Here is a 14426-nt window from a genome sequence, read left to right as displayed (position 1 = left end):
CCAGCTCTCTCCGCCCAGAACCTCCGCCGGGGGGACCCCCAACCGGCACGCCTATGACCAGTGGGAGAGTCACGGTGTACTTCGCCGCACTGCTCGCGCGCACCGAAGACGGGTGGGAAGCGAGCGACACAGAGCTCGACGATGTGGAGACGCTGTCCGACCTGGCCGACCTGGCCCGGGAAGCCTCGGCCGAGGACGACACGGTGCTCGTCCTCATCGAGCAGGAGGACGCGTGGTTCGGCGTCGTCCGCGTGGACGGCGAGGACGACCCTCGTATCTACGTCTCGGACGCCGCCGCCGCTGCCCGCAGTTCGTACGGCGAGATCCTGCTCACCGACGAACTGCTCGGCCGGGAGCCCGGTGACGACGTCCCCGACCTGGACTCCCTCGACCTCGACGGCACGGAGGACGGCGAACCGGCGTCCGCCGAGGACGACGAGGAGGAGGCCGTTTCCGCCGAAGCCATCACACACAGCCCGCTGGGTGACGGCGAGATCCTCGACGACCTGGGCGTCAGTGAGAAGGAACTGCGCACCCTGGCCGCGGAGGACGCACTGAGCGCGATCGCCGAGGCCCTGGGCGCCTCGGAGGTGCTGGAGACCGTCCGCTGACCCCGCAGGAAACACCGGACACGACCGGCGTGCCCCGTCTGCCCGACCCCGTCCGCGATCCCTGGCGGGACGCGATGCGGCTCGCCCTGCGCGAGGCCGAGGCGGCCGTCCGGGGCGGGGACGTCCCGGTCGGCGCGGTCGTGCTGTCCGGTGACGGCACGACCGTGCTCGGAGCGGGGCACAACGAGCGCGAGGCCACCGGAGACCCGACCGCCCACGCGGAGGTCCTCGCCATCCGGCGGGCCGCCGCGCGGGTCGGGCAGTGGCGGCTGTCCGGCTGCACGCTGGTGGTCACGCTGGAGCCGTGCACGATGTGCGCGGGGGCCGTCGTGCTCTCCCGCGTGGACCGAGTGGTCTACGGCGCCCGCGACGAGAAGGCGGGCGCCGTCGGCTCGCTCTGGGACGTCGTACGGGACCGGCGGCTCAACCACCGGCCCGAGGTGATCGAGGGTGTGCTCGCCGAGGACTGCGCCGGCATGCTCACCGAGTTCTTCCGCACCCGCTGAGCCCGGACGTTCCGTGAGGGCGAGCGCCCGGGAAACGGATTTCGGCCCCGGGCCCACTGTGCTGTAAGGTCTCCCTCGGTAGCGTGTCCGAGCGGCCGAAGGAGCTCGCCTCGAAAGCGAGTGTGGCGCAAGTCACCGAGGGTTCAAATCCCTCCGCTACCGCTGTAGAAGGGCCCCGTCCGCCGGACGGGGCCCTTCGTGCGATCATCGTGCAGCCGACGCCAGGGGCGACCAGCGACAGGGGAGGCCGCGATGGCGGTGAACGCCAAGAAGATCGTCGTCTATGTGCTCGTGGTCTTCGCGCTGTACGTGATCATCACGGACCCGGCCAAGGCCGCCGACTACGTCCAGATAGGGTTCGAGGGCATATCGGACGCCGCCAAGGCCATCGGCGACTTCATGACATGGGTCACCAACGGAGGAAACTCATGATCCGCCACCTGGTCCTCTTCAAGCTCAACGAGGGTGTCGAGCGCGACGACCCGCGCGTCGTGGAGGGGGCCGAGGCCTTCCGCGCCCTCGGCGACAGGATCGAGGAGCTGCGCTTCTGGGAGTGCGGCTGGAACGTGAGCGACCGGCCGATCGCCTACGACTTCGCGATCAACTCCGCGGTGGAGGACGCCGACGCCCTGAAGCGGTACCTGGAGCATCCGGCCCACCAGGCGGGCGTCGCACTGTGGCGCGAGTTCGCCACGTGGGTGATCGCCGACTACGAGTTCTGAGCCGTACCGCCGGGACGTTCCCTGGCGCATGACCGGAACGTTCCGGGCCGCATGACCGGAACGTTCCGAGCCGTACGGCCGGACGGCTGCACGCTCGACCCCGCACCGGAACGGTGCGGGGATTTTTCGCGTCTTATGCCCTAATTCATACCTCAACACGTGCTTATGCGGTGCTTGAACACGATGCACCTGTCTTGTGATGCTATGACCGCTTTTGACAGATGAGTTGATCGACGAAGAGGTGGCGTTGACCGTGTCGGCCAGTACTGCGCCGCCCCAGGAGGAGTCCACTCAGGCCGAGGCCTCCGGGCCGACCCCGAACCCGAACCCGACCACCACGCCGGCCCCGGAGAAGCGGCGCGGCGCCGACACCCGCGCCCTCACCCAGCTGCTCTTCACCCAGCTGAAGGAGCTCGAACCCGGCACCGCCGAACACGCCCGCGTGCGCGGGGCGCTCATCGAGGCCAACCTACCGCTCGTGCGCTACGCGGCCGCCCGCTTCCGCTCCCGCAACGAGCCGATGGAGGACGTCGTCCAGGTCGGCACCATCGGGCTGATCAACGCCATCGACCGCTTCGACCCGGACCGGGGCGTGCAGTTCCCGACCTTCGCCATGCCCACGGTCGTCGGCGAGATCAAGCGGTACTTCCGCGACAACGTCCGCACCGTCCACGTCCCGCGCCGGCTGCACGAGCTGTGGGTCCAGGTCAACAGCGCGACGGAGGACCTGACGACCACCTTCGGCCGCTCCCCCACGACCGCCGAGATCGCCGAGCGGCTGCGCATCACCGAGGAGGAGGTGCTCTCCTGCATCGAGGCCGGGAGGTCGTACCACGCGACCTCGCTGGAGGCCGCCCAGGAGGGCGACGGACTGCCCGGACTGCTGGACCGGCTCGGCTACGAGGACCCGGCCCTGGACGGCGTCGAGCACCGCGACCTGGTCCGCCACCTCCTCGTCCAACTCCCCGAACGGGAACAGCGCATCCTGCTGCTGCGCTACTACAGCAACCTCACCCAGTCGCAGATCAGCGCCGAACTCGGCGTCTCCCAGATGCATGTCTCCCGGCTACTCGCGCGTAGCTTCCAGCGGCTGAGATCCGCAAACAGGATCGAGGCGTAACCGTCACGAGCGAATCGCCCACCTGGGAAGATTCCGACAGGGACGTTCCGAAAGGCCGTCAGACCGCTGTCTGCCAGGGCGGATTCACCTATCGGATGTCGACATGTCACTACAGCGCGTTGCCGACATGTGACATTCTGCGGGAAGCGCGTTTGCCGTGGCTTCGGCTCCGGTATTCAGGTGAGGGCTGAGTTCTCCTCGTCAGGGAGCCCGGCCGCGACCGTCCCGCGACCCAGAGGGGGTGGCATGTCCGCAGACCAGGGCAGCTCCAAGGTGCTGACGCTCATGAAGAGCGAGGCGCCGTCCCCGGCGCTCGAGCCGCTCGACGCCCTCGACGACGTGGCGGCCCTCGGGGCCGTCCCGGCCCCGGCCCTGCCGGCCACTCCCACCCCGGCACTGCCGCCCTCGGAGATCATCGACACCCGCACCCTGTCCCGCTCCCTGTTCCTGCGGCTCGCCGCGCTCGACGAGGACAGCCCCGAGCGCGCCTACGTCCGGGACACCCTGATCGAGCTCAACCTCCCGCTGGTCCGCTACGCGGCCGCCCGCTTCCGCTCGCGCAACGAGCCGATGGAGGACATCGTCCAGGTCGGCACCATCGGCCTGATCAAGGCGATCGACCGCTTCGACTGCGAACGGGGGGTGGAGTTCCCGACGTTCGCGATGCCGACGGTGGTCGGCGAGATCAAGCGCTTCTTCCGGGACACGTCCTGGTCGGTGCGGGTGCCCAGGCGCCTTCAGGAGCTGCGGCTCGCCCTGACCAAGGCCAGCGACGAGCTGTCGCAGAAGCTGGACCGGTCGCCGACCGTCGGCGAACTCGCCGCGGTCCTGGGCGTGTCGGAGGAGGACGTCGTCGACGGCCTCGCGGTCGGCAACGCCTACACGGCCTCCTCCCTCGACTCCCCGGCCCCGGAGGACGACGGAGGCGAGGGCTCCCTGGCGGACCGCCTCGGCTACGAGGACTCGGCGCTGGAGGGGGTGGAGTACCGCGAGTCGCTCAAGCCGCTGCTCGCCAAGCTGCCGCCCCGGGAGCGGCGGATCATCATGCTGCGCTTCTTCGCCAACATGACCCAGTCGCAGATCGGCGAGGAGGTCGGCATCTCGCAGATGCACGTCTCCCGGCTGCTCACCCGGACCCTGGCCCAGCTGCGGGAAGGGCTCATCTCGGACTGACGCCCCGAGGCAGGGCGGAGCAGCAGGAACGACGACATGGACTCACGGCCGTCGAGGCGCCGGTGCGGGCGCCCCGGCGGCCGTCGTCCGTCCAGGCGGGGGCGCGGGTGGCCGACCGCCCGGGCGGGAGCTGTGCTCGAACGCCAGGTCTACTTGAACGCCAGCCAGGCGACGGCCGCGACGATGACCACGGCGGCGACGACACCGAGGATCAGGCCGACGCGCGGCCCGGAAGAGGTCTCCTGCTGCCGCGCGGCCTGGGGAGCCTCGTCGACGAACGCGCGGAACATCTGGGTGCTGCCGGCGGGGTCGTAATTGCCCTGGGGGCCCTGGGTGTTAGCCATGGCCCGAGACCCTAGCGAAAACGCGGGGGCCGCCCAAGCGCGGGGGCTCTTTCCGCTGTTCCTTCACACGTACCCGAGTCGGTGTGGCCGTCCCTGGGGGCTGCCGCCCCCAGACCCCCGCTTCGGCCTGAACGGCCTCGTCCTCAAACGCCGGACGGGCTGTCTTGTCCACCTGCGGGTTTACGTTCGCAATACTTGCCTTTGCCAAGTTTTTGCGCCACCGACCACCGATTTGTTTGCCTGCAGCAACCAACCGCCCGTATGGTTGCCCCAAGCAACGATTACGGGAGGTGTGATGGCCGAGCAGGCGCAGTTCGAAGAGCTGGCGCGTCAGCTCAGCGCCATCGGAGCCGTGAAGCGGGACATGGGACGGATCCTGCCGTCCGACTGTCCGGCGGGCTCGGCAGCCGTGCTGACGCTGCTCGGCCGCCATGGCGACATGCGCATGAGCAAGCTCGCGGAGCTGCTCGCCGTGGACATGTCGGTGACCAGCCGGCATGTGGCACACGTCGCCGCGCGCGGCTGGATCGAGCGGCTGCCGGACCCCGCGGACAAGCGCTCGCGCATCCTGCGCCTGACGCCCGCGGGGGTGGACCGGCTGGACGACCTGTCCCGCCGGACCACGCACCTGCTCGCCGAACGGCTCAGCGACTGGACCGACGACGAGGTCGGTCAGCTCATCCGGCTGATGACCCGGCTGCGCGCCAGCTTCGGCGACTGCCGGTCCACCGCCGTCCGGGTCCCCGAGCCCTCCGCGCCGCGCCCGTAGTCGAAGAGACCGCTTTGACCACCCGTACACCCGCAAGCACGTAAGTAAAGGAAGCCCATGGCAACGACCACACCAGCCGGTGTGCGGGCTCACGCCAGGCATGGGGGAGGCTCCCCGGGGAGCGCTCCGATGTCCCACCGGCAGATCATGGAGGCGCTCTCCGGGCTGCTGCTCGGCATGTTCGTGGCGATCCTGTCGTCCACGATCGTCTCCAACGCACTGCCGAAGATCATCGGTGACCTGGGCGGCGGCCAGTCCGCCTACACCTGGGTGGTCACGGCCGCCCTGCTGTCGATGACCGCGGCCACCCCCCTGTGGGGCAAGCTCGCCGACCTGTACAGCAAGAAGGCGCTCGTCCAGATAGCGCTCATCATCTACGTCGTCGCGTCGATGGCGGCCGGTCTCTCGCAGAACCCCGGCATGCTGATCGTCTGCCGTGTGGTGCAGGGCGTCGGCGTCGGCGGTCTGTCCGCCCTGGCGCAGATCGTCATGGCCGCGATGATCTCCCCGCGTGAGCGGGGCCGTTACTCCGGTTACCTCGGCGCCACGTTCGCCGTCGCCACCGTCGGCGGCCCGCTGCTCGGCGGTGTCATCACCGACACCTCCTGGCTGGGCTGGCGCTGGTGCTTCTACGTCGGTGTGCCGTTCGCGGTGCTCGCGCTGATCGTGCTGCAGAAGACCCTGCACCTGCCCGTCGTGAAGCGGCAGGTGAAGGTCGACTGGGGCGGCGCGTTCCTGATCTCCGCCGCCGTCTCGCTGCTGCTGATCTGGGTCACCTTCGCCGGTGACAAGTACGACTGGATGTCGTGGCAGACGGCCGCGATGGTCGGCGGTGCGATCGTGCTCGGCGTGCTGTTCGTGCTCGTCGAGGCCAAGGCCGGCGAGCCGATCATCCCGCTGCGGCTGTTCCGCAACCGCACCATCACGCTCTCGTCGCTCGCCTCGCTCTTCGTCGGCATCGCGATGTTCACCGGCACCGTCTTCTTCAGCCAGTACTTCCAGCTGGCCCGGGACAAGTCCCCGACGATGTCCGGCATCCTGACGATCCCGATGATCGGCGGCCTGTTCGTCTCCTCCACCGTCTCCGGCCAGTTCATCACCCGTACCGGCCGCTGGAAGGGGTGGCTGGTCAGCGGGGGCGTGCTGGTGACGGCCGGTCTGGGTCTGCTGGGCACCATCCGGTACGACACCGACTACTGGAAGATGGCCATCTTCATGGCGCTGCTGGGTCTCGGCATCGGCATGATGATGCAGAACCTGGTGCTGTGCACGCAGAACCAGGTGGACCCGAGCGACCTCGGTTCCGCCAGCTCCACGGTCACCTTCTTCCGTTCCCTGGGCGGTGCGATCGGCGTCTCCGCGCTCGGCGCGGTGATGGCCGACCGGATCACCCACTACGTCAAGGACGGCCTGTCCGACCTCGGCCCGAAGTACGCCAAGCTCGCGGGCGGCTCCGGCGCCGGCACCGACACCATCCCGGACATGAACGCGCTGCCGAAGCCGCTGCGCACGGTCATGGAGAGCGCCTACGGGCACGGCATCGCCGACATCTTCCTGATCGCCGGCGCGCTGGCCGCCGTCGCCTTCCTGATCACGCTGTTCATCAAGGAGGTCCCGTTGCGCACGAAGGGCGCGCTGGCGCAGGCCGCCGAGGCCGATAGCGCCCCGGTGGACCCGGCCGCGACTCCGGTCGTCGCCGAGGCCGAGACCACGGCCGTCGAGGCCGCCGCGGCTCAGCCGTCCGCTCCGGCCGAGGAGCGGGCGCCCAGCTGGGCGGCCGCCACCGCCGGCACGGAGGCGGGCCCGGAGGGCACCCAGCGGCTGGCCGCGGTCGCCACGGTGGTGCCCGGTGAGCCGGCCGCCGGCTCCGGCGGCGCAATCCCCGTGCGCGGCTTCGTCCGGGGCGCCGAGAGCGCGCCGGTGCCGCAGGCCGCGGTCACACTGATCTCGCTGGCCGGCCGCCAGCTGGGCCGGTCGGTCGCGCAGGCCGACGGCGCCTACGCGCTGGACGCGCCGGGTGCGGGCTCCTACGTCCTGATCGCCTCCGCCGACGGCTTCCAGCCGCAGGCGTCCACGATCGTCGTGAACGGCGAGCCGGTGGCGTACGACATCCTGCTCAGCGGCACCAGTGGGCTGACGGGTGTGGTGCGGGCCGTGGAGAACGGGCTGCCGGTGAAGGACGCCATGGTGATCGTCACCGATGTGCGCGGTGACCTGCTGGCCACCGGGACCACCGGTGAGCAGGGCGAGTTCTCCTTCGCGGAGCTGGTGCCGGGTGCGGTGACCGTCGCGGTGAACGCCATCGGGTACCGCCCGCGGGCGCTACCGGTCGAGGTGGGCGGCACCGGGGTCACCCGGGTCGAGATCGACCTCGACTCCGGCGCGCAGCTCCAGGGTGTCGTCCGGGCCCCGCACGGTCCCCTCGCGGACGCCCGCGTGACCCTGGTGGACGCGGCGGGCAACGTGGTCGGCACGGCCACCACCGGCACGGACGGGGCGTACGCCTTCACCGACCTGAACAGCGGTGAGTACACCGTCATCGCGACGGGCTACCCGCCGGTGGCGACGGCCCTGACCGTCACCGGCCGCGGTGTCGACGACCACGACATCGAACTCGCCCACCCCGGCGAGTAGTCCGGATCCGGCCCGTGGCGGGGCGTGCTCCGAACGGAGGTGCGCCCCACCGCGGGCCGGTTTCATATGACCAATTTGCAAGGCTTTGCACGCGAGTGAGCCGAAGGGGCGACGCCGGCACCGGCCGAAGCGCCCCGCAGGCGAACGAGCAATCGAGAGGGAAGAAAACGGGATGGGACTGACCGCGAGGATCCGCACCCGGGACGGATGGGCCGTGTCGCACGCGGTCGTCACGGTGACCGACATGACGGGCACGCAGGTGCTGCGCGCCGAGGCCGACCCCGAGGGCGCCGTACAGGACACCACCGAGCTGGCGCCGGGCGCGTACACGGTCATCGTCACCGCGGTCGGCTACGCGCCCGCCGCCTCCAGCGCGATCGTCACCGCCGGCGGCCGGGCCCAGGTCGGCACGGTGACGCTGGCCCGCCAGGGCGGCACCGAACTGCCGCCGCCGGGGCCGTGGACCATCGACCCGGCGCACTCCTCGGTCGCCGCGGTCGCCCAGCACCTGGGCATCTCCAGCGTGCACGGCCGGTTCACGGACTTCTCGGGCACGATCGAGATCGCCCCGGACGAGGTCACCAAGTCCCGTGTGGAGGCGGTCATCCGCGCCGCCTCCATCGACACGGGCAACGGCATGCGCGACGGCCATCTGAAGTCCCCGGACTTCCTGGACGTCGAGCGGTACCCGGAGATCACCTACCGCTCCACCGGGCTGACCGCCGCCGGCTCGGACCGCTGGACCGTCCACGGCGAGTTGGCCATGCACGGCGTGGTCCGCCCGGTCGACCTCGACCTCGCCTACCTCGGCACCGGCGCCGACCCCTGGGGCGGCACCCGGGCCGCGTTCCGCGCGACCACGGAACTGCGCCGCGAGGACTTCGCCATGAACTACAACCAGGTCCTCCAGGCGGGCATCGCCGCCATCGGTACGACGCTGAAGGTGGAGCTGGACATCCAGGCGGTGCAGGGCGACTCGCTGCCGCAGGCGTAGGCACAGCAGGGTCAGCCACAGGGGCTCTCCCGGCCCCTAGGCTGCCCCCATGGCACCGAACATCGCTACCAACACCCGCGTCTCGCGGGACGAGCTGCTGGACTTCGTACGGCCCCGGCACCGGGCCCTGCTGATCACGCGCCGGGCCGACGGCGGCCCGCAGGCCTCCCCGCTGACCTGCGGGGTCGACGACTCCGGACGGATCGTGGTCTCCACCTATCCGGAGCGGGCCAAGACCCGCAACGCCAAGCGGGACGCACGGGTGAGCGTCCTCGTGCTGAGCGACGAGTGGAACGGGCCGTGGGTGCAGATCGACGGGACGGCCGAGGTCATCGACACGCCCGACTCCGTGGAACCGCTGGTGGAGTACTACCGCAACATCGCCGGCGAGCACCCCGACTGGGACGAGTACCGCCAGGCGATGGTCAAGCAGGGCAAGTCGATCATCCGGATCACGCCGGAGCGGTGGGGACCGGTGGCCACGGGCGGCTTCCCCGCACGGCTCGCCGATGAGGGGTGATCAGCCCCGGGCGACCATCGCCTCGATGCCCGCGATCAGCAGGTCCAGGGCGTAGATGAAGTCGCGGTCCAGCATCTCCGCGACCGTGTCACCGCCGCGGGCGTCCATGATCTCCTTGGACTGCTGGATGTAGTCCGCGACCGGCGGGTGCTGCCGCACCGCGTTCATCGCCTGCGCGTAGTAGTCGTCCGGCGTCATGCCGCTGTCCGCGATCCGGGACAGGAACTGGCCCTCGATCGTGCCGTAGCCGTAGACGAACTGGAAGACGGCCGAGATCGCGCTCGTCACACGGTGCGCGGGCAGCCCGGCGCGGCGGATGACACGCTGCACCGTGTGCGAGAACGCGAGGTGGTTCGGGCCGATGTTGAGATAGCGACCCGCCAGCGGCGACAGCCAGGGGTGGCGGACCAGCTGCGCGCGGTACTCGGCGGCGAGAGCGCGCAGCTGGTCGCGCCAGTCGGCGTCGGCCTCCGGGTCGGGCAGCCGCACCTCTCCGAAGGCGGCGTCGAGGGCGAGTTCGAGCAGGTCGTCCTTGGTGTCGACGTACCAGTACACGGACATCGCCGTCACGTTCAGCTCGGCGGCGAGCCGGCGCATGGAGAACTTGGCCAGCCCCTCCGCGTCCAGCAGGCGCACCGTGACCTCGGTGATCCGCTCGCGGTCGAGCCCCGACGGCTGCCCGCCGCCGCGCCCGCCCCGGCGCGCCCTGCCCTCCAGCCAGACACTGGTCCGCGCCGCGTCCTTGGCGCCGGCTGCCTTCACCATGGCGCACCTTCCCCATCGGTCCGATGCTCGTCATGCTAAGCGGCCGCTGAGTGCCGCCGGCACGCGCTACCGGGCGACCGCCATCTCCGCGTCCGTGTTCTCCCCCTGCCCGCTCCGCCCGGTGCAGCAACGCCGCCGCGAGCAGTCCGCCGAGCAGTACGGCCGCCGCGCCGACCAGCTGGCTCCTCTGAAGTCCCGAGGAGAACGCGTGGGTGATCTGCCGCCGTTCCTCCGCGGAGTGCGCCGCGGGAAGCGAACTCGCCGCCACCGGCACCAGCGCCGCGAACCGCGCGTTGAGGACAGCGCCCAGCACGGCCACGCCCCGGCCGTTGCCGAACTCCGCCGGCGTGCCGTTGACGCCCGCGCCCGGAGAGCGTGGCGATCGACGCCGGTCCGCCGGACATCAGCACCATGCCCAGCGTGATCGACACCGGCACCCCGAGCTTGGCCGTCCACTTGGCTGTGAGGCTTGGGCGTGGCCTTGGGGAGGCGGGGTCGACGACATGCCTTACGGCATATAGCAAACCTCATACGCTGTATAACAACGACAACGAGAAGGGACGGTGCCCCTTCAGGCACCGCCCCTTCCGCTCGGCGAACCGTCAGCCGCTCACCTCTCGGGTGAGGTCGTAGAAGGTGGCCGAACCGGCCGTGACCTTCTTGAAGGTCTTCTCGACCCATGAGGTGATCTGCGAGGACGTGCCGCTGCCGCCCATGCCTCCACCGCCCATGCCGCCGCCCGCGATGAAGTAGTGGATCCTGCCCTCCGCCACGTACTTCTTGAACTGGGCGAGCGTCGGAGACGGGTCGGTGCCGTTGAAGCCGCCGATGGCCATCACCGGGTCGCCGGTGGCGAGCTGGTAGCCGGCCGCGTTCTGGGAGCCGACGGACGCGGCCACCCAGGTGTACTTCGACGCGTCCTGCTCCAGCAGCTTCTTGGCCGTGGCGCTGACCTGGGCGCCGTCGAGCAGACCGCCCATGCCGCCCGCCCGGCCGCCCTCGCCGGTACGGCCGTCGGCGCCGGCGCTCCCGCCACCGGGGAAGCCGTTGCCCGGCATGCCACCGCCGGGGAAGCCGCCGGTTCCGCCCGTGCCTCCGGTTCCGCCCGTGACGCCGCCCGGGAAGCCGTTGCCGTTCTGACCGTTCTGGCCCGGCATCCCACCACCCGGGAATCCGGCCGTGCCGCGCCCGCCGGGGCCGCCGCCCCGGCCGCCGAAGCCCATGCTGCTCGCGCCCGCCGGACCGGCCGTGGGGATGGAACCGGTGTGCCCGGAGTCCACCGTGCTCACGGTGTACGCGGTCGGCCCGGCGAGGGAGGTCAGGATGCCCGCGGCGACCGCCGCGACGGCGAGGCGCCGGCCGAGCCGGGTCACGAAGATCAGTGCGAGCGCGGCGGTCAGCCCGCCGACCAGGACGATCCACTTCAGCCAGGGCAAGTAATCGGGGGTGCGGTCGAGCAGGACGTACCCCCATGCGGCGGTCGCCGTCACGGCGGCGGCCAGGGTGAGCGACGCCCATGGCCGGGACCGCTCCTCCCACAGCACGGTCACGCCCATGCCGACGACGGCGGCGATGTAGGGCGCGAGGGCGACCGTGTAGTACTGGTGGAAGATGCCCGCCATGTAGCTGAAGACCGCAGCGGTCATCAGCAGCGAGCCGCCCCAGGCGAGGAAGGAGCCGCGGGCCAGGTCGGTGCGTGGCGCCTTCCGGGTCACGACCAGCCCGGCGACCAGCAGGATCAGCGCGGCCGGGAGCAGCCAGGAGATCTGGCTGCCGATCTCGGAGTTGAACATCCGGTCCCAGCCGGTCTCCCCCCACTGGCCCGTACCGCCCCCGACCGTACCGCCCCCGCCGCCGACGCTGCCGGTCTCGTCGCCGTTGATGCGGCCGAGGCCGTTGTAGCCGAAGGTCAGCTCCAGGAAGCTGTTGTTCTGCGAGCCGCCGATGTACGGCCGTGAGGAGGCCGGCCACAGTTCGACGATCGCGACCCACCAGCCGCCGGAGACGACGATCGCTGCCGTCGCGAGCGCGAGCTGCACCAGCCGCTTCCTCAGCCTCACGGGCGCGCAGACGCCGTAGACGACGGCGAGGGCGGGCAGGATCAGGAAGGCCTGCAGGGTCTTGGTCAGGAAGGCGAGGCCGACCGCGACGCCCGCCCACACCAGCCACTTGGTCCGGCCGTCCTCCAGCGCCCGGATCACGCAGTACACGGTGAGCGCCATCAGCAGCGCGAGCAGCGCGTCGGGGTTGTCGAACCGGAACATCAGCGCCGCGACGGGGGTGAGCGCGAGCACCGCGCCCGCGATCAGTCCGGCGGCGGGGCTGAACCGGCGGCGTACGGCCGCATGGACCACGGCGACCGTGAGGACGCCCATGAGCACCTCGGGGACCAGGATCGCCCAGGAGCCGAGCCCGAAGATCCGCACCGACAGGGCCATCGGCCACAGCGCGGCGGGCGGCTTGTCCACGGTGATGGCGTTGCCGGCGTCCAGCGAACCGAAGAAGAAGGCCTTCCAGGACGTGCTGCCCGCCTGCACGGCCGCCGAGTAGAAGGAGTTGGCGTAGCCGGAGGCGCTGAGGTTGTACAGGTAGAGCAGGCCGGTGGCGAGCAGCAGACCGAGGAAGGCGGGGCGCGCCCAGCTCGGGTCCTCGGGACGGCCGCGCCACAGGCGGCGCGCGAGGGGCTGCTTGTCGGCCACGGCGGCCGAGGCGCTCGGGGGAGCCGTGGGCGGCGGCCCCCAGGAGGCCGGGGCCTGTCCCGCACCGTGCGGCTGGCTCGTGCGGTCGTAGTCAGTGGTCATCGGGGGTCCCTCGGATCGGTGTCACCCGGACGCACCGGCTGCAGCCGCACGGTGGCGTCCCCTTGCCAGGGCTGCTGGTGGGGCGGCTGCGCGGGCGGGTACGGCTGGGCGGACGCGTGGGGCTGGGTGCCGGCCGGGTACGGCTCTGTGGTGGCCGGGTACTTCTGGGCGATGGCCGGATACGGCTGGGCGGTGGTCGCGTACGGCTGGGCGGGTGGCTGCTCGTCGCGTCGTTCCGGGAAGACCCAGGCCCTGAAGAGCAGGAAGCGCAGCACGGTCGCCGCGAGGTTGGCGGCGATGAGCACCGCGAGTTCGGTGGAATGGGCCGGGCTGCTGGTCCCCGCGCTCAGGGCGGCGAGCGAGCCGCTGGTCAGGGCGAGGCCGATGCCGAAGACGACCAGGCCCTGTGCCTGGTGGCGGACCGCGCCACCGGGGCCGCGCACCCCGAACGTCAGCCGCCGGTTGGCGGCGGTGTTGGCGACCGCCGAGACCAGCAGCGCGAGCGCGTTGGCGATCTGCGAGCCCGAGAACTGCCGGAAGGCGCTGTAGAGCAGCAGGTAGAACAGGGTGGACAGGACACCCACGACGCAGAAGCCGACGAGCTGGCGGGCCAGCCCCTTGGGCACGTCCTGGATCTCGCGGTCACGTGGGTCGTCGCCGAAGGGGCGGGCGAGCCGGTCCAGCGGCAGCGAACCGGTGGCCAGGGCCTTGCCCACCCGCAACACGCCCTTGAGGTCGTCGGTCGCGGTCTTCACGATGTGCACGGTCGAGTCCGGGTCGTCGACCCAGTCCACCGGCACCTCGTGGATCCGCAGGCCCGCCCGCTCGGCCAGCACCAGCATCTCGGTGTCGAAGAACCAGCCGGTGTCCTCCACCAGCGGCAGCAGCACCCGCGCGACATCGCTCCGGATCGCCTTGAATCCGCACTGCGCGTCCGAGAACCGTGCTTGCAGCGAGCCGCGCAGGATCAGGTTGTAGGTACGGGAGATGAACTCCCGCTTGGCGCCGCGCACCACACGCGAGCTGCGGGTCAGCCGCGAGCCGATCGCCAGGTCGGAGTGGCCGGAGATCAGCGGCGCCACCAGCGGCAGCAGCGCGTTGAGGTCGGTGGACAGGTCGACGTCCATGTAGGCGAGGACCGGCGCCTCGGAGGCGGCCCACACGGTCCGCAGGGCGCGTCCGCGGCCCTTCTGCTCCAGGCGGAAGCCGGCGACCTCGGGGATCTGCGCCGCCAGCCGTGCCGCCACCCGCGGGGTGGAGTCCGTGGAGGCGTTGTCCGCGATGGTGATGCGGAAGGCGTACGGGAAGGTGCGCGTGAGGTGCTCGTGCAGCCTGAGCACACAGGGCCGGAGGTCCTTCTCCTCGTTGTAGACGGGGATCACTACGTCCAGGACAGGCGTACCGGCGTCTGTGGCCGGGAGATGCTCCCGCGCCGGCAGGGTGCCGGGAGAAGAGTCGGTTCGCATG

General features: G+C 71.0%; 14 protein-coding genes, 1 tRNA gene and 1 pseudogene. 11 read left to right on the top strand and 5 right to left on the bottom strand.

Annotated features, from left to right (window positions below; all coding sequences use genetic code 11):
• Positions 1–74 precede the first annotated feature (74 nt).
• The 7 genes from R2S09_RS02350 (at position 75) to R2S09_RS02320 (ending at position 4132) form a co-directional block, all read left to right on the top strand.
• Positions 75–611 carry a hypothetical protein gene (locus tag R2S09_RS02350; RefSeq protein WP_306190632.1) on the top strand — a complete coding sequence of 179 codons (537 nt, stop codon included), beginning with the start codon at positions 75–77 and terminating at the stop codon, positions 609–611.
• Positions 612–685: 74 nt separating this feature from the next.
• The gene (tadA, locus tag R2S09_RS02345; protein ID WP_316739591.1) at positions 686–1117 is read left to right on the top strand and encodes a tRNA adenosine(34) deaminase TadA; all 432 of its coding nucleotides are present in this window, start codon (positions 686–688) and stop codon (positions 1115–1117) included.
• A gap of 77 nt (positions 1118–1194) precedes the next feature.
• Positions 1195–1279, top strand: a tRNA-Ser gene (locus R2S09_RS02340).
• A 90-nt stretch (positions 1280–1369) separates the two neighbouring features.
• Positions 1370–1549 (top strand): hypothetical protein, encoded by a 180-nt coding sequence (locus R2S09_RS02335; RefSeq protein WP_306190611.1) that lies wholly within the window; start codon positions 1370–1372, stop codon positions 1547–1549.
• On the top strand, positions 1546–1839 hold the full coding sequence (locus R2S09_RS02330; protein ID WP_306190612.1) for a Dabb family protein: 294 nt from the start codon (positions 1546–1548) through the stop codon (positions 1837–1839). The genes R2S09_RS02335 and R2S09_RS02330 overlap by 4 nt, the downstream gene beginning before the upstream one ends.
• A 247-nt stretch (positions 1840–2086) precedes the next feature.
• Entirely contained in the window at positions 2087–2959 is an 873-nt protein-coding gene (locus tag R2S09_RS02325; RefSeq protein WP_306190633.1) for an RNA polymerase sigma factor SigF, read from the top strand.
• Positions 2960–3205: 246 nt separating this feature from the next.
• Positions 3206–4132: an RNA polymerase sigma factor SigF gene (locus tag R2S09_RS02320; protein WP_306190613.1), complete on the top strand. Its 927-nt coding sequence runs from the start codon at positions 3206–3208 to the stop codon at positions 4130–4132.
• Positions 4133–4281: 149 nt separating this feature from the next.
• On the opposite strand, the gene R2S09_RS02315 is transcribed toward R2S09_RS02320, so the two are convergent.
• Entirely contained in the window at positions 4282–4476 is a 195-nt protein-coding gene (locus R2S09_RS02315; protein ID WP_316739474.1) for a hypothetical protein, read from the bottom strand.
• A 295-nt stretch (positions 4477–4771) separates the two neighbouring features.
• On the opposite strand from R2S09_RS02315, the gene R2S09_RS02310 reads away from it, so the two are divergent.
• The 4 genes from R2S09_RS02310 (at position 4772) to R2S09_RS02295 (ending at position 9393) form a co-directional block, all read left to right on the top strand.
• Positions 4772–5245: a MarR family winged helix-turn-helix transcriptional regulator gene (locus R2S09_RS02310; protein ID WP_306190615.1), complete on the top strand. Its 474-nt coding sequence runs from the start codon at positions 4772–4774 to the stop codon at positions 5243–5245.
• A gap of 57 nt (positions 5246–5302) precedes the next feature.
• The gene (locus R2S09_RS02305; RefSeq protein WP_316739472.1) at positions 5303–7879 is read left to right on the top strand and encodes an MFS transporter; all 2577 of its coding nucleotides are present in this window, start codon (positions 5303–5305) and stop codon (positions 7877–7879) included.
• Positions 7880–8051: 172 nt separating this feature from the next.
• On the top strand, positions 8052–8873 hold the full coding sequence (locus R2S09_RS02300) for a YceI family protein (protein ID WP_316739470.1): 822 nt from the start codon (positions 8052–8054) through the stop codon (positions 8871–8873).
• Between the two features lie 49 nt (positions 8874–8922).
• Positions 8923–9393, top strand: a complete 471-nt coding sequence (locus R2S09_RS02295; RefSeq protein WP_306190618.1) for a PPOX class F420-dependent oxidoreductase — start codon at positions 8923–8925, stop codon at positions 9391–9393.
• On the opposite strand, the gene R2S09_RS02290 is transcribed toward R2S09_RS02295, so the two are convergent.
• The 4 genes and pseudogenes from R2S09_RS02290 to R2S09_RS02275 all read right to left on the bottom strand — a co-directional run bounded on the left by R2S09_RS02290 (position 9394) and on the right by R2S09_RS02275 (position 14425).
• The gene (locus tag R2S09_RS02290) at positions 9394–10158 is read right to left on the bottom strand and encodes a TetR/AcrR family transcriptional regulator (protein WP_316739467.1); all 765 of its coding nucleotides are present in this window, start codon (positions 10156–10158) and stop codon (positions 9394–9396) included.
• A gap of 106 nt (positions 10159–10264) precedes the next feature.
• Positions 10265–10625 (bottom strand): annotated as a pseudogene (locus tag R2S09_RS02285) (MFS transporter); the annotation flags it as partial.
• Positions 10626–10760: 135 nt separating this feature from the next.
• Entirely contained in the window at positions 10761–12959 is a 2199-nt protein-coding gene (locus R2S09_RS02280; protein ID WP_316739465.1) for a glycosyltransferase family 39 protein, read from the bottom strand.
• Entirely contained in the window at positions 12956–14425 is a 1470-nt protein-coding gene (locus R2S09_RS02275; RefSeq protein ID WP_316739463.1) for a bifunctional glycosyltransferase family 2/GtrA family protein, read from the bottom strand. Before R2S09_RS02275 ends, R2S09_RS02280 begins: the two co-directional genes overlap by 4 nt.
• Between the last annotated feature and the right edge of the window lies 1 nt (position 14426).

The sequence above is a fragment of the Streptomyces sp. MK7 genome (genome assembly GCF_032658145.1).
In the GTDB taxonomy this organism is placed as follows: domain Bacteria; phylum Actinomycetota; class Actinomycetes; order Streptomycetales; family Streptomycetaceae; genus Streptomyces; species Streptomyces spiralis.
The sequence above is the reverse complement of the archived record's forward strand: the minus strand, read 5'-3'. Positions and strand labels throughout refer to the sequence as shown.